General features: G+C 42.3%; 15 protein-coding genes. 8 read left to right on the top strand and 7 right to left on the bottom strand.

Annotation, left to right across the window (positions count from 1 at the left end):
• Positions 1 to 23 precede the first annotated feature (23 nt).
• The gene (locus EJN84_RS06015) at positions 24 to 326 is read left to right on the top strand and encodes a heavy-metal-associated domain-containing protein (protein WP_165004105.1); all 303 of its coding nucleotides are present in this window, start codon (positions 24 to 26) and stop codon (positions 324 to 326) included.
• 82 nt (positions 327 to 408) lie between these two features.
• On the opposite strand, the gene EJN84_RS06010 is transcribed toward EJN84_RS06015, so the two are convergent.
• The 3 genes from EJN84_RS06010 to porX form a co-directional block, all read right to left on the bottom strand.
• Positions 409 to 2,478 (bottom strand): tetratricopeptide repeat protein, encoded by a 2,070-nt coding sequence (locus tag EJN84_RS06010; RefSeq protein WP_129594563.1) that lies wholly within the window; start codon positions 2,476 to 2,478, stop codon positions 409 to 411.
• 101 nt (positions 2,479 to 2,579) lie between these two features.
• Positions 2,580 to 2,996 (bottom strand): tRNA (adenosine(37)-N6)-threonylcarbamoyltransferase complex ATPase subunit type 1 TsaE, encoded by a 417-nt coding sequence (gene tsaE / locus EJN84_RS06005; RefSeq protein WP_101488102.1) that lies wholly within the window; start codon positions 2,994 to 2,996, stop codon positions 2,580 to 2,582.
• A gap of 4 nt (positions 2,997 to 3,000) precedes the next feature.
• Entirely contained in the window at positions 3,001 to 4,545 is a 1,545-nt protein-coding gene (gene porX, locus EJN84_RS06000; protein ID WP_129594562.1) for a T9SS response regulator signal transducer PorX, read from the bottom strand.
• Between the two features lie 216 nt (positions 4,546 to 4,761).
• On the opposite strand from porX, the gene EJN84_RS05995 reads away from it, so the two are divergent.
• The 4 genes from EJN84_RS05995 (at position 4,762) to mscL (ending at position 8,154) form a co-directional block, all read left to right on the top strand.
• A complete protein-coding gene (locus EJN84_RS05995) occupies positions 4,762 to 5,397 on the top strand; it encodes a 3-keto-disaccharide hydrolase (RefSeq protein WP_129594561.1) in 636 nt (211 codons plus the stop codon).
• A 37-nt stretch (positions 5,398 to 5,434) separates the two neighbouring features.
• Entirely contained in the window at positions 5,435 to 6,664 is a 1,230-nt protein-coding gene (rocD, locus tag EJN84_RS05990) for an ornithine--oxo-acid transaminase (RefSeq protein WP_129594624.1), read from the top strand.
• 81 nt (positions 6,665 to 6,745) lie between these two features.
• A complete protein-coding gene (gene ctlX, locus EJN84_RS05985; protein ID WP_129594560.1) occupies positions 6,746 to 7,648 on the top strand; it encodes a citrulline utilization hydrolase CtlX in 903 nt (300 codons plus the stop codon).
• Between the two features lie 89 nt (positions 7,649 to 7,737).
• Entirely contained in the window at positions 7,738 to 8,154 is a 417-nt protein-coding gene (gene mscL / locus EJN84_RS05980) for a large-conductance mechanosensitive channel protein MscL (RefSeq protein WP_129594559.1), read from the top strand.
• Positions 8,155 to 8,213: 59 nt separating this feature from the next.
• Here the strand turns inward: mscL and EJN84_RS05975 are convergent, their stop codons facing one another.
• Both EJN84_RS05975 and EJN84_RS05970 read right to left on the bottom strand, forming a co-directional pair.
• Positions 8,214 to 8,981 carry a TIGR03915 family putative DNA repair protein gene (locus EJN84_RS05975; protein WP_129594558.1) on the bottom strand — a complete coding sequence of 256 codons (768 nt, stop codon included), beginning with the start codon at positions 8,979 to 8,981 and terminating at the stop codon, positions 8,214 to 8,216.
• A gap of 39 nt (positions 8,982 to 9,020) precedes the next feature.
• Complete coding sequence (locus tag EJN84_RS05970; RefSeq protein WP_129594557.1) at positions 9,021 to 10,283, bottom strand: putative DNA modification/repair radical SAM protein; 1,263 nt, start codon at positions 10,281 to 10,283, stop codon at positions 9,021 to 9,023.
• Positions 10,284 to 10,522: 239 nt separating this feature from the next.
• Here EJN84_RS05970 and EJN84_RS05965 point away from each other — a divergent pair, with 239 nt between their 5' ends.
• From EJN84_RS05965 to EJN84_RS05955, 3 genes are read left to right on the top strand one after another with little or no spacing between them, the layout of a single operon-like run.
• Positions 10,523 to 10,918, top strand: a complete 396-nt coding sequence (locus tag EJN84_RS05965) for a DUF6249 domain-containing protein (RefSeq protein ID WP_129594556.1) — start codon at positions 10,523 to 10,525, stop codon at positions 10,916 to 10,918.
• A 9-nt stretch (positions 10,919 to 10,927) separates the two neighbouring features.
• Complete coding sequence (locus tag EJN84_RS05960; RefSeq protein ID WP_129594555.1) at positions 10,928 to 11,500, top strand: RNA polymerase sigma factor; 573 nt, start codon at positions 10,928 to 10,930, stop codon at positions 11,498 to 11,500.
• 4 nt (positions 11,501 to 11,504) lie between these two features.
• A complete protein-coding gene (locus tag EJN84_RS05955; RefSeq protein ID WP_129594554.1) occupies positions 11,505 to 11,891 on the top strand; it encodes a hypothetical protein in 387 nt (128 codons plus the stop codon).
• Between the two features lie 51 nt (positions 11,892 to 11,942).
• Here the strand turns inward: EJN84_RS05955 and EJN84_RS05950 are convergent, their stop codons facing one another.
• Together EJN84_RS05950 and EJN84_RS05945 are read right to left on the bottom strand one after the other, a co-directional pair.
• Complete coding sequence (locus tag EJN84_RS05950) at positions 11,943 to 12,815, bottom strand: polyphosphate kinase 2 family protein (protein WP_129594553.1); 873 nt, start codon at positions 12,813 to 12,815, stop codon at positions 11,943 to 11,945.
• Between the two features lie 239 nt (positions 12,816 to 13,054).
• Positions 13,055 to 17,155 carry a hybrid sensor histidine kinase/response regulator transcription factor gene (locus EJN84_RS05945; RefSeq protein ID WP_129594552.1) on the bottom strand — a complete coding sequence of 1,367 codons (4,101 nt, stop codon included), beginning with the start codon at positions 17,153 to 17,155 and terminating at the stop codon, positions 13,055 to 13,057.
• Positions 17,156 to 17,261 lie beyond the last annotated feature (106 nt).

Raw genomic sequence — 17,261 nt, 5'->3', positions numbered from 1 at the left:
AAACAAACTGTGATATGAAAAAAATGAGCGTTTTATTCCTGATTTTGGTCCTGACAACAGGCATCGGATGGGCACAGACTCCCAAAAACCAAATCAAGAAAGAAGTAGTAAAAGTGAAACTCGATGACATGTGTGATCACTGCGTGAAAAAGATCGATAGCAACATTGCTTTCGAAAAAGGTGTAACTGCGTTGGATTATGACCGACCCAACAATACCGTAAACGTTACCTATCGCACAGATAAAACCGACACAACGAAACTTCGGAAAGCTTTCGAAAAGGTGAAACTGAATGTGCTTTCGATAGAAAAAGTACCTTTGCAATAAGGATGATGCTCCCATTTATCGAAAAAACCTCTCGGAAATTCCGGGAGGTTTTTTTCGTATGTGAAAGTAAATATCATCGCATTCATTGCATCCGTTTGATGATGCTGTACGCCTGCACGATGCCCAGTTCACCGGCCTTGCGCAAATCGTCGAGGCCTTGCCGGGTTTCGCCGATGGATAATCGCGCCAAGCCGCGATTGAAATAGGCTTCCGCAAAATTCGGTTCACGTTTGATTGCTTCGGTGTAGTCGTTGATAGCAGCCCGATAATCCTTTTCGATACTGAATATTTCGGCTCGATTGTAATAAGCAAAATAGAAATCGGGATTCATATCGATAATCGTTTCGTAATCTTTCAGAATAGCATCGTATTCGATTTTTTGTATCGATACTTCGGGCAATTTCGGCAAATTCTGTGCCGTAATAGGTTCGTTACGAGAGGGTAACTGTATATCCAACGGCGAATCGGAACTTTCCGGTTTGGTCTGCTTCAATTCGGGATCGAATTCGAGTTGTTTCGAACGTACAACCGCTCTCGCAAAGTATGAAAGCATCAAATTAGGATTCAAATCGATAGATTTATTAATATCCTGCAAGGCATTGGCATAATCTTGAACGAGCATATAATCCATAGCCCGTCCAAAATAGAATGAAGCGTTTTCGGGATGCTGTTCGATTTGTTTCGAATAGTTGTTAATCGAGCGGAAATGCGATTGAATTTGCTGCTCGTTGAGCGCCGATTCGTTGTTGGTGATGCGAAGTTTCCACGCCAAACCGAGTTCGCGATTTGCCTGATCCAGTTCTTTAGAAAAGTAAACGGGGCGTTGCACTTCATACGATTTCTCGTAATAGGTCAGCACGAACTTCGGTTCAAGTTCCACGCGAGTATTCATGTTTTGGACTTTTCCACGACTTTGATTCTTATATCTTTCTTTTTGTTCACTTTCCTTATCGGCTACGACGAGCAAATTGAATTTTTCGATATCATTATCCGATGTTTCGCGTGTTTGTTTTTGAGCCAACTCATCTTTCGGTTTATTGGAATCTACCCGATCGAGATCCTTTTGCAGTTTTTCCTGTTCGTTTCGAGCTATATAAAAATCATTTTCCGCACCTTTCAAATCACCCATACGTCGTTTCAACTCCGACCGGGTGTAGTATCCCTGAAAAAAATCGGGATGCTTTTCCAATACAATATTCAAATCGGCTAATGCTGCCTGATAGTTATTGATTTCGATGTAGAGCATCGCACGATTGAGTACGGCGATTGTGTTATCGGGTTCGAGCTCGAGCACCTTGTTGAAATCTTCGATGGCACGATTGTTGTCGGCCACTTGTGCACGCAGCAACCCGCGATTGAAACGGGCAATCAGGTTGTTGGGATCGGTTTCGATAACGCGGTCGTAGTCGGCCATCGCTCCACGAAGATCGTTCAAATTGTATTTAACCAATCCGCGATTAATATAATTTCCCTGGTTGTATGGGTCCAAACGAATGGCTTCATCCAAATCGGCAAGAGCTTTGTTGTAATCTTTCAGTTGGAAATAAAGCAATCCTCTCGCAGAGAAAGATTGTGCCATATACGGATCGATCTCGATAGCTTTATTGTAATCGGCCAATGCTTTGGCCGTATCTTTTGTTTCGAGATACATTTGAGCGCGGGTCAAATATCCGGGAACGTAGTCGGGAAATTTTTTGAGTAATACTTCGAAGAATTTTCCTGCCGTATCATAGTGCTTCATTTGAATATTGACGATCCCCATGTTCACCAGCGTTAGTTGATCTTCAGGATAAAATTCGAGACTTCGCTGATAATCCGTTGCGGCCAACTCGTATTTTTCCTGATTTTGTCGGGCAGCTCCGCGTAGTTGATAAGCCGCAGTCCAATACGGATTTCGTTCGAGGCACAAGGTGCAATCGTCTTCGGCTCCCTTAAAATCGTCGAGCATGAATTTTGCAACCGCACGGTAATAATAGGCGTCAGCCAGATACGGCTTTGCGTTAATCACCTGATTGAAATATTGGATAGCTAATACATAATCCTCGAAATAGAGCGCATTTCGCCCGATCATCATCACTCTTTCGGTGTTGATTTGTGCCGGCAGTGTCATCGAGCCGAGAAGGATCGAAAAAATAAGAATAAATTTCTTCATACTGTTATTGTTGTTTCGTGCGCTCCAATTTGTTAAATGAATCACCGAATGATATCGGTATGATTGTTTTTGGCTTGAAAAAGTTTAAAAGAGGTCCGAATTTATTGGATATTTTCGAGTATTCGAGCCCCATTTTCCGTTTGACGCAGGGACAAACGCACTACGTTTTCAGGCAAGAGTGATTCCACTAATTCGGGCCACTCGATGAAACAAAGATTTCCACTGTAGAAATAGTCTTCATAGCCAAAATCGAAAACTTCCTCTAACTTTTTGATGCGATAGAAATCGAAATGATAGATGGATTTCCCTTTTTTGTCCCGATATTCGTTGATGATGGCAAATGTAGGGCTGGTTACCGGTTCCTGAACTCCCAATTCCTCACATACGGCCTTGATGAAGGTGGTTTTGCCTGCTCCCATATCGCCGTAAAAGGCAAAAACGTTTTGATTGTCAATCTCCGCCAAAAATTGTCGTGCGGCTTGATGAATTTCCGATAAATCGTTTATTTCTATATACATAATTCTATTTTGGAGACAAGGTGATGAGCGGGACAATCATTTCTTCGAGCGAAACGCCTCCGTGCTGAAATGTGTTGCCGTAATGTGAAACATATGGATTGAAATTGTTTGGGTAAACGAAAAAATTATTGCCTGTAGCAAAAATATAGCGGGAACTTAAATTTGCCGAAGGCAAACCAAACTTTTCGGGAAAAGGTGTCTCGACGACTTTTGCCGGATCGTAAGTCAGATTTTTCCCGGTTTTGTATCTCAGATTTGCATTTATGTCTTTGTCGCTCACAATCTTCAGCGGATTTTTCACTCGAATGGTACCATGATCGGTTGTCAGAATTGCTTTGCAGCCATTTTCGGAAATTTTCCGGAGCAGTGGAGACAAAGGCGAATGCAAAAACCATGATTGGGTAAGCGAACGATAAGCAGCTTCGTCGGAGGCCAATTCGCGAATCACGTCCGATTCTGATCGTGCATGCGACAGCATATCCAAAAAATTGTAAACCAAAACATTCAAATCCTTACGTGCCATTTCGGGGAACAACCGAAGTAAGTGTTCGCCTTCCTCAGCGGTATTAATTTTGTAATATGAAAATGATTCGTCGCGGCGATGACGCTCCAATTGTTTTCGCAGTAAAAATTCCTCATTTGCGTTTTTGCTTTCCGCCCTTGTCTCATCAACCCAATATTCGGGATAGTTGTCGGCAATTTGTTTTGGCGTCAACCCGGCCATCATGGCATTGCGAGCATATTGGGTTGCCGTAGGCAAAATACTGAAAAAGGTGTTATCGATATAGGAAAACCATTCCGAAACAATGTCTTTTACCACATACCACTGGTCGAGTCTGAAATTGTCGATTAAAATGAAAAAGACTTTTTCACCCTTGTCGAGCAAAGGAAAAACAACTTTAGGGAAAACATCGAAACTCAACATCGGGCGTTCGTCTTTTCCCGGGAGCCATTTTTCGTAATTTCGACGAATAAATTTCACAAATTCGTTGTTGGCTTCCATCATTTGCGATTGAAGCATTTCATGCATCGGGCTATACGTTTGCGACAGCTCTATCTCCCAGTGTACTAATTTTTTATATACATAAGCCCATTCTTCTGCCGTTTGACAACGATTTATTTCGTTGTTCAATGGGAGGTACTCCTCGCGGAAATTTATGATATTCGCTTCGCGAATGATTTCATTCTTGTCAAGGTGTTTTTTGATGGTGATGAGCAACTGGTTGGGATTAACGGGTTTGATGAGGTAATCAGCAATTTTTCTGCCGATAGCTTTCTCCATGATGCCTTCGTCTTCGCTTTTGGTAACCATCACCACCGGAATATCCGGCCGGATCATGGCGATTTGCGAAAGTGTTTCCAAACCCGATATTCCCGGCATGTGTTCATCCAGGAAAATCATATCGAAATGCTCATTCCGACACAGGTCGACGGCATCCCGTCCGTTATTCGCGCTTTCGAGTTCGTAGCCTTTTTCTTCCAAAAAAAGCCGATAGGGTTTCATCAACTCTATCTCATCGTCAACCCACAGAAAGCGTGTTTTTTTCATCGATTATCCCTTATTCACTTACAATCAGAAAATTGAGCAAATGTATGTATTTCCACGCTTACATCCAATCATTTTTCAGTTTTTTAGTAGTCCCCGAAAACTCCCGTTTGACTTGTAGCAGTCTGAGCTAAAAATCCCGACGATGAATTTTCGTTATTTGACTTAAAAACATTAACTTTGTAAACAACATCTACGAAATCTTTCAATCTGTTCACAATGAAAAAAACCTTGATTCTTATTGTAAGCGCAATCATGCTCATAGTAACCGGATGTACGGGCCAATCGGACAAAATTTTCAATGGAAAAAATCTGTCAAATTGGAATTTTGTTATCGAAACCGATTCCGTTCCTCCGGAAGAGGTATTCTCAGTTAAAGACCATTCTATTTTCATTACCGGAAAGCCTATCGGTTATATGTACACCAAAAGAAAATATTCGGATTTCACCCTCGAGACAGAATGGCGATGGCTCGGCGAAGCCGGCAATAGTGGTATATTCCTGCTCATCGAGTCACCCGATAATCCGTTTCCCCGAGCAATTGAATGCCAGCTCAAGGCAGGAAATGCAGGGGATTTCGTGCTGCTCAATCATTCACAACTTGCCGAATATGCTCTGCCCGAAGGAGTAACCGAAAGACCAAAATTTCCGGTTATTCCCAAAAAGAACAATTCGAACGAAAAACCCGTCGGCGAATGGAATAAAGCAAAAATCGTCATAAAAGAAGGCCACATATCAGTTTACATCAACGATTTGCTTCAGAACGAAGGGACAAGTCCGGTGACCGAAGGTCATATAGGTTTGCAAAGCGAAGGATATGGCGTTCAATTCAGAAACATTTCGATAAGCGAATAACAAGACAATAATAAAAACCACAACAAAACATATTATGATGTCATTATCACCTAAATCTCAACAATTTATCGATCAGGAAGAACGATTCGGAGCACATAATTATCATCCGCTTCCGGTAGTGTTGTCGCGAGGGAAAGGCCCTTACGTTTGGGATGTGGACGGGAAACGATATTTCGATTTTCTTTCGGCTTATTCGGCAGTAAATCAAGGACATTGTCATCCTAAAATTGTAAAAGCTCTCAGCGATCAGGCACAAACGCTTTGCCTTACGTCGCGCGCATTTTATAACGATTGTCTGGGTCCGTTCGAAGAGTTGATGCACGACTATTTTGGGTACGATAAGGTGCTGCCTATGAATTCGGGTGCCGAAGCTGTGGAAACGGCACTCAAACTCACCCGCAAATGGGGTTATCTGAAAAAAGGAATTCCCGAAAATGAGGCCATCATTATAGGTTGCGAAGGTAATTTTCATGGTCGTACGATCACCATTATTTCGATTTCCACAGATCCTGAGGCTTATAAAGATTATGGCCCATACACGCCGGGCATCGAAGTGATTCCATACAACGATGCGGAAGCGCTCGAAAAAGTTCTGGAAGAAAAAGGCGCCAAAGTTGCCGGATTCCTGGTTGAGCCTATCCAGGGTGAAGCCGGTGTAGTAGTTCCGGACGATGGCTATCTGAAAACTTGCTACGATTTGTGCAAACAGTATAATGTGCTTTTCGTTGCGGACGAAGTGCAGACCGGCATTGCACGTACGGGGAAAATGCTTGCCTGCGAGCATGAAGACGTACGTCCCGATATTTTGATTTTGGGTAAAGCCATTTCGGGTGGCGTTTTACCGGTTTCGGCAGTGTTGGCCGACGATGAAATCATGCTCACCATCAAACCCGGACAACACGGATCGACCTATGGCGGATTCCCTCTTGCCTGCAAAGTGGCAATGGCTGCTCTGGAAGTGGTACGCGAGGAAAATCTTTGTGAAAAAGCCGAATACCTCGGTAAAATTTTTCGCGACGAAATGAACCGAATGCACAGTCCTTTTATCAAAATCGTGAGAGGAAAAGGTTTGCTCAATGCCATTGTTATAGAGCCGCATAACGGCAAGCAGGCATGGGATGTTTGTCTGAAAATGGCTGAACTGGGAGTGCTGGCCAAGCCTACGCATGATCACATCATTCGTTTTGCTCCACCGCTGGTGATTTCGGAGAACGAATTGAGAGAAGCTATCGGGATTATTCAGCAAGCCATTCGGATGTTGGAATAGTGATGGGATGGTGGAGAAATAGTAAAAAGTTGAAGGTCGGACTTTATAAACTTTCAAGCTTTACAAACTTAATAAACCCTTATGCAAACTACCTCAAAAGTGCTGATGGTGCGGCCTGCGCGCTTTGCATATAATGAAGAAACAGCACGTAACAATTATTTTCAACAGCGGACGGATACCGAAAATGTGAACGAGTCTGCAATTTCCGAATTCGATGCATTTGTAAAATTATTGCGTGGCAATGATGTAGATGTAACCGTTGTGCAGGATACGCCTGAACCGTGGACACCCGATTCGGTATTTCCCAACAACTGGTTTTCGTCGCATTTGGGAGGCGAGCTCGTGCTCTATCCGATGTTTGCCGAGAATCGTCGTCTCGAACGAAAACCGCATGTGATGGACGTGTTGCTGCATAAGATGAATCATCGAAAAATTGTGGATCTTACGCATTGGGAAAAGCAGTGGGAATTTCTGGAAGGAACGGGGAGCATGATTTTCGATCGCGAAAAACGAATTGCTTATTGTTGTCGATCGCCCAGAACATCCGAAAAAGTATTGGCAGATTTCTGCTCGCGGATGAATTTCGATGCTGTGGTGTTTGATGCTGTGGACAAGAAGGGCAACCCCATCTATCATACCAATGTGATGATGGAAGTGGGCACACAGGTGGCTGTGGTTTGTTTGGAATCACTTCGGAACGACGACGAACGCGAAAAACTTGTTGCAAGACTCATTTCAACCGGAAAGATTATCGTAGAGATTTCTTTGGAGCAGGTAGAGCATTTTGCCGGGAACATGCTCGAACTGAAAAGCAGGAACGGCCAACCTCTAATGATCATGTCTGCCACAGCACGAAAATCACTTTCGATTGAGCAGGAATCAACCCTCGCAACCTATGCAAAAATCGTGTCGCCGAAACTTTCGATTATTGAAGCCAATGGGGGTGGCTCAGCTCGCTGCATGATTGCCGAAATTTTTGTGTAGAATTTTCCCCACAAAATAAAAATTGTAACATATTTCTCTTTCCTTTGCGATGAACCAAATAAATTCATTTTTTTAATAAAATTTTTATTATGAGTTTAGGAACTGAATTAAAGCAATTCTTGCTTCGTGGCAATGTGGCGGATATGGCTGTGGGCATCGTTATCGGTGCAGCTTTCGGAAAAATCGTCACTTCTTTCGTGAATGATATTTTGATGCCGCCTATTGCATTACTGTTAGGCAATACGCAGTTTGATCAGCTGAAACTTGTGCTGCGCGAGGCAGTTGTTTCGGGGGATAAGATAACTCACGAAGCCATAACCTGGAATTATGGAGCTTTTATCCAAACTGTAGTCGATTTTTTGATTGTGGGTACTGCCATCTTTTTTGTCATTAAGGCAATGAATCGGCTGAGCAGTAAAAAACCTGAAGCTCCTGCCGCTCCTCCTGCTCCTTCGAAAGAAGAACAGTTGCTCACCGAAATTCGCGATTTGCTGAAAAAAGAATAGGAAACGTTAGTTATGAGTTTCTGATTGTCGTCGATTTTGCAGCCAAATCGAAGGTATTTTTATTGCATTTCGGTCAGGTATTTCCAGAAACGTTTTGGCATGTGCTGACGCTGAAGTTTTGGATTGAATCGCTCCTTAATAGCGATTGTTTCGAAATATTCTTTCCATAGATTCTGATAGTAGATTTCCGTTTCGGATAATTTTTCGTTCTCAAGTTTTCTCGATTTAAAACTCTTAAGGTCTTGAAGTGAAAATGTGACTTCCTGCAAGCTGTGAGTATCATAATACAATCCGAAATTTCTTGCGATGTCGTATATAATCCAAGGTTGGTCGGGATAACGCGATCGAAAATGTGGCGCAACAAGGGCTAAAACGTTATATTGCGCCGAGATGGGTGCAAAAAAGATTCCATCTTTTGTCTTTTGAAACCGAACAAACTGTCTGATTTTTTCGGCTTCACCGTTCACTTTCCGGGCGATTTCCTTTACGCGCAATACATCGCTGTCGCCAAAATTCATTTCGAATCCGTGTTGGTGGTCGATTATCTTTCGGAAATAGCCGAAAAGCAGCATTTCTGTTTCGGGAAGTTCTGAAAGCCAAACAAGCAACACCATGTTTTGTGCACTTTTTGACAGTTTTCTTTCCAAAGCTGTCCAAACTCGCTGCGATTTTTTCTCGTCGGTTTCGATGTGATGCCATTCGTCTATGAAAAGAGGCCGTTGGTCGGCATCGGATAAAATTGCATCGGGAAACGTCTTATGCTCGTAGGCATAAAAGATGCATGAAAGGATTCCGTCGAATGTATGGTCGTAAATGAAAAGTGTCATTGTTTGTCGGAATGGATGAAAGCAGAAGCAGCGGACAAATTATTCTCCCCAATCGATGGAGTACTGCAAAAGATCGGCCGCCGCTTTTGTTTGTTTTTGAGTGACTTTCCGGCGAACATACTGAGGCGTTAATTCGTTGACCGTTTGCATGGACAATTCGCGACACACAATAAAATATTGAGCCCGCTTCATCACTACACCCATCTTTTTGAGTTGAGAAGACGACAATCTGCCGAATTTGCGTGAAGCAACAATCAGTTTGGCCGATTTGACGCCAATACCCGGAACACGCAGGATTATTTCGTAGGGAGCTTCGTTGACATCTACCGGAAAAAATTCGGGATGGCGAAGCGCCCATCCCAATTTGGGATCGACATCCAAATCGAGATCGGGATGTGTGTCATCCACTATTTCGTCGGCCTTGAAATCATAAAACCGCATCAACCAATCGGCTTGATAAAGACGGTTTTCGCGCACAAGGGGCGGAGTGGCAAGCACAGGTAATCGCGAATCGTTGGTGTTGACGGGGATATATCCCGAATAATAAACTCGCTTGAAAGAAGGTCTTTTGTATAAAGCAGAAGCGAGGGTAAGAATTTGCCTATCTGTGTCGTTAGTAGCACCGATAATCATTTGCGTGCTTTGACCTGCAGGCACGAAAGACGGTGCATGGCGAAATTTTTTACGATCTTCGGCACTTTCGAGCATCCCCTGCTGAATGTAGCGCATGGGGGCAAAAACACTTTCGAAATCTTTTTCGGGAGCGAGTAGTTTCAAGTTGGCTTCCGATGGAATTTCGAGGTTTACACTCATGCGGTCGGCATACATTCCGGCTTTTACAACCAGTTCACGACTTGCGCTCGGAATGCTTTTCATGTGGATATAACCATTGAAGCGATAAACTTCGCGCAGCGTTTTCACTACGCGCAGCATTTGTTCCATCGTGTAATCGGGATTCCGCATCACGCCTGAACTTAGAAACAATCCTTCAATATAGTTTCGCCGATAAAATTCGATGGTGAGTTGGGCGAGCTCGTCGGCTGTGAAAGCCGTACGTTTCACGTCGTTGCTGCGTCGATTGGCACAATAGGCGCAATCGTAAATGCAATGATTGGTGAGCAGAATTTTGAGTAAAGAAACACAGCGCCCGTCAGAAGTAAAGCTGTGGCATATTCCCCAGCCCGAAGTCGTCCCGAGTTGACTTCGAGAATTGCCGCGGGTAGTTCCACTTGAGGCGCATGAAACGTCGTACTTGGCCGCACCTGCAAGGATTTTGAGTTTTTCGAGCGTTTTTTCGTTCACAGTGTGCAAATTGAATAACCTGACAGGAATGTTGATATGCAAAGGAACAAAATCAAATGGAATATTGCGAAAATAAAATCTTAAAAAACAATAGATATTTGATAATACGCATATTCATCTGTTGATTCGCATAAAAAACAGTATGATCAAAAAAAACTACTTATTTTTGTAACCAAACTTGGCTACGAGGTGTCCTATATCTGAAATTCGATTATTTACTTTAAAACATTTTTAAGAACATGGATGATAATTTTATTGGTCTGGTAGCCATTTTATCAGCAGTAACCTTGCCCATCGTGGCCGGCCTCATTCTTGGATATCAGTTCATCACATCAAGACATCGTGAACGAATGGGATTGATAAATCAAGGAATCATTCCCCCCGAAACATCGAAAAAGAAATCGGCCCCCGATCGATTGGTTTCTCTTCGGAATGGTATCGTGCTCGTTTCACTGGGTATAGGGATCGTTGCCGGCATTTTGATTATCGAAAATCTCGTATTGGACAAAAAAGGTGAATCCTCCGTGATGGCATCTGCCATCCTCGTATTTTTGGGTATTGGATATCTCGCATACTTTTTCCTTTCGCAGAAAATCGAAAAGAGAGATATTCAAGAAGGGGATCAACAGGATTAATCCTTGACGATGGACGAAAGACAACGGATACAGCAAGTGCTCTCCGGCAATACTTCCGCATTCAGCTATTTTGTCGAAACCTATCAGGACATGGCTTTCACGATAGCCTACCGGATATGCGACAACATGCAGGATGCGGAAGATGTCGTGCAGGAAAGTTTTGTAAAGGCTTACCGCAATCTGCATGCTTATCGTGGCGACGGCAAATTCTCCACGTGGCTGTATCGCATTGTTTATAACGTGGCCGTGACACATGCAAAATCGCGCCTCCGGCTCAGTGAGCACGAAAAAGAAATCGATGATGCTTCGCTTTTTTCGCAAACCGATTTGCAACTGTCGCCGGAAGCGATCGACGAGCAAAGAGAAATAGTGGCACACGTTCTCGACCTCATGCCCGAAAGCGATGCACTCATCCTGACGCTCTATTACATGGAGGACAATTCGGTGAAAGAAATAGCCAACATCATCGGCCTCAACGAACCGAATGTGAAGGTAAAACTTCACCGTGCACGAAAGCTTTTCAAAGAAAAATTCATAGCCTGCTACGGCGAAACCGAAAAGGAACTTCAATTACAACAATAACGTTATGCAAAAAAATATCGACAAAGAGGATGCACTCATCCGCTCATTGCTTCAGACCAACCGGAAACAGGCCCCCGATAATCTGAAATATCGTATCCTGCACCAGATCGAGACCGAAAAAGCGATGACATCCGGCAAGCCATTGCCGGCGAAAGCGCAACGAAATGTGGTTCGCGAATTCGTTACCATTTTCGGCATCATGTACGCAGCGCTGGCACTCTTAATCGGCGCAGCATACCTGACCGGAGGAAGCCCTCTCGTTCAATCGCCTCAATTCTTCTGGACAATCCTCCTCGTGGCATTTATCTTTAGCATGATTTGGCTCATTGCCGGCCTCGATGCTTTCCTCCACGAACGCTATCGCAATCGTTCACACCCATCGGCTCATTAAGTTGCAACAGCGCTACAATTTCTACTCCCCACCCATATTCCACGCGTTTTTTTATTCGTTCATCAGCGTTTCGCGTGCTTTTGCCAGCATTTCAGGAGATTCGGGTTGGGGATAGCCCATGTTCAGTCGTTTGAAGTTTTCGATGATGATATCGCCTACGGCAACACGTGCAAAAAACTTTTTGTCGGCCGGAATCACGTACCACGGAGCATAATCGGTTGACGTATTTTCGAGCATCTCTTCGTAAGCATGCCGATATTCTTTCCATTGAGCGCGCGCCTTCAAGTCTGCAGAACTAAACTTCCAGTTCTTGTCGGAGTCGTCCAGTCGATCCAAAAAACGCTGCTTCTGCTCGTCCTTTGACAGATGCAAAAAGAATTTGACAATCACCATTCCATTATCAACCCAATGCTTTTCGATGGCGTTAATCGATTTGTATCTTCTTTCCCAGAAATCCTTATCTATTTTGTCAACAGAATCAAAGCCGGGAATGCGTTCATTGAGAATCCATTCGGGATTGACCTTAGTGGCCAGCACATTTTCGTAATGCGAGCGATTAAAAATTTCGATCATGCCTCGTTCGGGCAAAGCCAGATAGTGCCGCCACATGTAATCGTGCTCCAATTCGTTTTTCGATGGCGTCTTAAAACTGTGTACGCGACATCCTTGCGGATTGATGCCCGACATCACATGTCGGATAACGCCGTCTTTGCCTGCAGCATCGGGTGCTTGCAAAATGATGAGCATCGAATGACTGTTATCCGCATAAAACATCTCCTGATACTTGTTCAGGTCGTTGATGTTTCTTTTGATCTCCTCTTTGGCCGTCTTTTTGGTGTAACCCCCATCCTCACTTGTGGAGTAATCTTTCAGATCGACTTTTGCTCCGGGATTGACTCGTAATTTGTTGTAATCTATGTTCATGAATTTTGATTTTCGTTTTAGTTTACTTTTTAGAAGTAACAAAAATAATTATTTAATCGAAATTTCCAAGCAATTGTGTCGGGTTTGTGTAATCACCAAAAGATACCTTTTATTTTCGTCAGCACACGAGTTAAACGGGCAGTTGAAAAGTGTAGAAAAAGTCAAAATCTCATTCGACCCAAATACGGCGCAAATACGACGGAAACATAATTTGTCGTAGGCTTCATCGAAAAGATTTATCAAGAGGATTTATTTTTATATTTTTCGGCATATTCGGTAGGGGAAATTCCGTAAAACTCTTTAAAGGAATTCGAAAAATGAGATAAGTTGGAAAATCCCACGGCGTAAGCAATTTCGGATACTTGAACTTTTTGATTGGCCAATAGTTCGGCAGCCTGTTTGATGCGAATGGTTTTGATAAAATCGCTGGGAGATTGATTTGTGAGTTCTTTTAATTTACGGTATAAATGCACGCGACTTATCCCGATGTTTTCGGCCAGAAATTCGACATTCAGATTGGGATTTGAAATGTTTTCGTTAATTAGTTTCACTACTTTTTCTAACAGTTGCCGATCTGCCGATTGTAAAGGTTCCGGCGAAAGCATATCTTTGATCACCTTATCGTCAAGAGGTTTTATTTCTATGCGATTTCGGTTTTCGATCAAATTCAGGCTTTGTTTTATCAACAGGTCAATGTTAAAGGGTTTTACGATATAAGCATCAGCACCCACGTCGAGGCCTTCAGCCTTATCGGAATCGGTTGATTTAGCCGTGAGCAGAATCACCGGAATGTGGTTGACATCGGCATTCGATTTAATTTTTTTGCACAAGGCAATGCCATCCATTTCAGGCATCATGATATCGCTGATGACAAGATCGGGATGATTGTCCCGAATAACCTTCCAAGCCTCTTTTCCATTATTTTTTTCTTCAACTCTGAAATAGACGGACAATTCGTTTTTCAGATAATTGCGAATTTCGTCGTCATCTTCCACAATTAGAACTCGATATTTTGTTTTAGGCCTGATTTTTTTTCCATTAAGTAAAGTCGGTTCGTCTGAAAGCAAGAGGGCTTGCTCTCCCGATTTATGCACGTTAGCGGCTTCAGTTGAAACTTTAGATGGCTCGATCTCCTTTGAGGAAAGATGTTCATTACCCAAAGGCAATCGAATAATAATTTCAGCACCTTTATCGTCTTTTTTGTTTCGGGCAGTGATTGTACCATGCAGCAGACCCATTATCGAACGCGACAGGTGTAGCCCTATGCCGGTTCCCGCATTTTTACCGGTATAATTGTTTTCGCTTTGATAGAAGCGATCGAAAATTTTTTCCGTATCATTTTCATCAATTCCGGCGCCCGAATCAGATATCGTGATTTCGAGATAATCTTTGGTATGAAACTCTTCTTTTTTAGAGTCATGAACCGATTTCAGAGAAACGACGACGCTTCCGTTATCCGGTGTAAACTTGAACGCATTGGACAAAACATTCATCATGACCTTGTCAAAATTATCGATATCGATCCATGCATTCAGTTGCGTCTCCTGATGAAGAAATTTGAACTCGATGTTGCGTCTTTGAGCCGTATATTCGAAAGTTTTCATCAAATCTTCGATAAAACCCACAATATCGGTTTGGCGAAACTTCATCACCATTTGTCCTTTCTCGATCTTGCGTATGTCCATCATCTGATTAATAAGTCGAAGAATGCGATTAGCATTTCGGTACATAATCTGATAAATGTATTTTTTTTGTACATCCGTTTCCGAGGTCATTAATTTTTCGAGTGGACTAATGATGAGGCTCATGGGGGTCCTGATATCGTGAGAAATGTTGGTAAAATATTGAAGTTTGGCTTCGTTAATTTCCTCGATATGCTGTTGACGAACGAGCTCGTGCCGATATTTGATACGATCATAAATATATTTGACGACTCCAGCAATGATTAACAAGAATAGCAGGATATAGGCCGTGATGGCTTGCCGGGAAAGATACCACGGAGGAGATATGATAAGAATAATTTCTTTTATCGGCGAATATGTATCGTGAACGGAAGCCATAATTTTCAGCCGATATTTGCCATAATTGACATTGGTGAAATGAATTTTATTGACACCCGGTTCGGTATGAATCCATTCATTGTTGTTGAATCCTTCCAATTGATATCGATAAGAAATTTGTTCGGGAATGCCATAATCGAAAGTCGAAAATTCGAGATTGAAAATATTGTCGTTGTAATCCAAATAAAGGGTATCCAAGTCGGATATAAAGTATAAAGGTTCGCCTTTTTCACTTTTATTGTTACAAAAAACTGTTTTGTCCCCGATATTTAATGCAATCAGGTATAATTGAAGTTCTTCCCGTTTTTCTTTTATTTGCGACGGATTGAAAAACGTAATGCCATTGATGCCCCCGAAATAAATTTCGCCGCTATGGCTTTTATGGAAAACCCCTCTCGAAAATTCGTTACCCTGCAGGCCGTCGGAATTGTAATAGTTGATGAAGATGTTTTCTTTAACATTATATTTCGAGAGACCGTTATGAGTACTCAGCCACACGTTATCTTGTTCGTCCTCGATGATGCCACAGATGACATTGCTCGGCAATCCATCTTCGAGAGTATATTTGTTGAGCAGGGTTTGATTCTTCCCATTCAACACATAAAGTCCTTCGGTAGTACCGATCCAGATATTTCCTTTTTTGTCCTGTGTTATGGTATAGATAACTGCGTTTGACAATTCGGAGGCGATATTGCTTTGAATGATTGAATTTTTCGTGTCAATGACGGAGTAACCTTTATAAGTCCCAACCCAAATTCTACCCTCTTTGTCCATAAACAACGAAGATACCCATTCGTTAGAAATCGCATTCATACCGTAATGCCTGATATAGGTTCGCGAGTATGTATCGAACACATAAAGTCCTCCGCCGTGAGTTGCTATCCACAAATTACCGCGATCGTCCTTGATAAGAAAGTTGATTTTGATCGACCAATTGTTGGACTGAATATTGGGAGGAATATCATTGTAGTAAGTGCAGCTGCCCGTATTTTTGTCGAAAAAAGCCAATCCTTGGGAAAAAGATCCCAACCAAATTTCGCCCTTATCCATTTCGACAATGGCCGATACGGTATTGGGAACAGACCCGGACAGATTGGTAAATGCGTGATGAATGGATTTTTTTGTATTGTTTTCAAGCTGATACAGGCCATCGTTATCTGTACCAACCCATAGGGTGTTTTGTCGATCGGTGTATATGGATGCAATGCTGCTTGAACCGATCAAGTTCCGGCTGAAAGATTTATGCCCGATATAATTGAATTGATAGGGATTGTTTCTTACCAGGAAAACCCCTTTTTGAAAAAGCCCGAACCACATATTCCCCGCCTTATCCCGTAAGATGGAATGAACTTTTGTTTTCGAGAAATCAAAGGGAGAGGAATTAATCTCTATATTTTCCAGTTGCCGTGTTTTATCGTTTAATTTTCTGAGACCTTGCCCGTCGGTGCCGACAAGCAGCATGTTTTGTTTACGGTCAAAAAATAAGCTTTTTACCGGCAATGATGTGTTGCCTGCCGCATCTTTTAGTGGAACGAAAGAAAAGTGCTGTCGATCGAATACGTAGAGCCCTCCGGAAAGTGTGCCCACAAAAATATTCTTGTCGTCGTCTTCGGTGATAGCGGATATTTCATTATTTCCGATTTTCCGATTTCGTACGTTAAAAGCATGCATTTGTCCGGTTGAAGCATCATACAGATAGAGACCGAAATTTTCGGTACCAATCCAATATCTCCCGTCACTATCCTGAAAAATAAAAGTCAGGTGAGCGGTAGGTAAGTTTGAATTTATTTCAGAAACAGTGTTAAAAATTTTGCCATTCTCATTTGATATTTTTAAAACCCCCTCACCCGATGTACTTAACCAGATAGAGCCATCATTGCTTTCGGTGATAGATGTAATATGGGTATAAATGCGTTTGTCGGATGAAAATAATTTAACTTCTTTAAACTTGTTGGTTTTACGGTCGAACTGCTGCAACCCGTTTATGCAACCCACCCAAAAACGGTCTTTTGAATCTTCAAACAAGCATCTTACATAATTACTTTTGAGCGATGTTGTGTCTTTGAGGTTATTTTTGTAAACCGTAAATTTAATGCCGTCGAACTTATTCAATCCATCTTCTGTCGCAACCCATATATAATTTCGTTTGTCCTGATAAATATAATTGATCAAGCTGTTGGATAGATCTTTATCGGTGGAATAAAAGATTCCTATCTGGCTGTATGCTTCAAACACAATACATCCAAATAAAATATAAACGAGTAAAAATTGTTTTTTCATGTTACCCTTACCAACAGAAATATTGACAAAAATACATGATAATTTTCAATTTACACACAACTTATTTATACATATCCCGATATATTAGTAGCTACTCGATGTCAAT

Source organism: Seramator thermalis (genome assembly GCF_004138125.1).
GTDB classification, from domain to species: domain Bacteria; phylum Bacteroidota; class Bacteroidia; order Bacteroidales; family Dysgonomonadaceae; genus Seramator; species Seramator thermalis.
This window is presented reverse-complemented; position numbering and strand designations above follow the sequence as displayed.

Excerpts from the sequence above, each read along its gene's own strand:
- EJN84_RS06015 (WP_165004105.1), top strand. The coding sequence starts at position 24 with ATGAGCGTTTTATTCCTGATTTTGGTCCTGACAACAGGCATCGGATGG.
- EJN84_RS06010 (WP_129594563.1), bottom strand. The coding sequence starts at position 2,478 with ATGAAGAAATTTATTCTTATTTTTTCGATCCTTCTCGGCTCGATGACA.
- EJN84_RS05955 (WP_129594554.1), top strand. The coding sequence starts at position 11,505 with ATGCAAAAAAATATCGACAAAGAGGATGCACTCATCCGCTCATTGCTT.
- rocD (WP_129594624.1), top strand. The coding sequence starts at position 5,435 with ATGTCATTATCACCTAAATCTCAACAATTTATCGATCAGGAAGAACGA.
- mscL (WP_129594559.1), top strand. The coding sequence starts at position 7,738 with ATGAGTTTAGGAACTGAATTAAAGCAATTCTTGCTTCGTGGCAATGTG.
- ctlX (WP_129594560.1), top strand. The coding sequence starts at position 6,746 with ATGCAAACTACCTCAAAAGTGCTGATGGTGCGGCCTGCGCGCTTTGCA.
- EJN84_RS05945 (WP_129594552.1), bottom strand. The coding sequence starts at position 17,155 with ATGAAAAAACAATTTTTACTCGTTTATATTTTATTTGGATGTATTGTG.
- EJN84_RS05975 (WP_129594558.1), bottom strand. The coding sequence starts at position 8,981 with ATGACACTTTTCATTTACGACCATACATTCGACGGAATCCTTTCATGC.
- porX (WP_129594562.1), bottom strand. The coding sequence starts at position 4,545 with ATGAAAAAAACACGCTTTCTGTGGGTTGACGATGAGATAGAGTTGATG.
- tsaE (WP_101488102.1), bottom strand. The coding sequence starts at position 2,996 with ATGTATATAGAAATAAACGATTTATCGGAAATTCATCAAGCCGCACGA.
- EJN84_RS05995 (WP_129594561.1), top strand. The coding sequence starts at position 4,762 with ATGAAAAAAACCTTGATTCTTATTGTAAGCGCAATCATGCTCATAGTA.
- EJN84_RS05965 (WP_129594556.1), top strand. The coding sequence starts at position 10,523 with ATGGATGATAATTTTATTGGTCTGGTAGCCATTTTATCAGCAGTAACC.
- EJN84_RS05950 (WP_129594553.1), bottom strand. The coding sequence starts at position 12,815 with ATGAACATAGATTACAACAAATTACGAGTCAATCCCGGAGCAAAAGTC.
- EJN84_RS05960 (WP_129594555.1), top strand. The coding sequence starts at position 10,928 with ATGGACGAAAGACAACGGATACAGCAAGTGCTCTCCGGCAATACTTCC.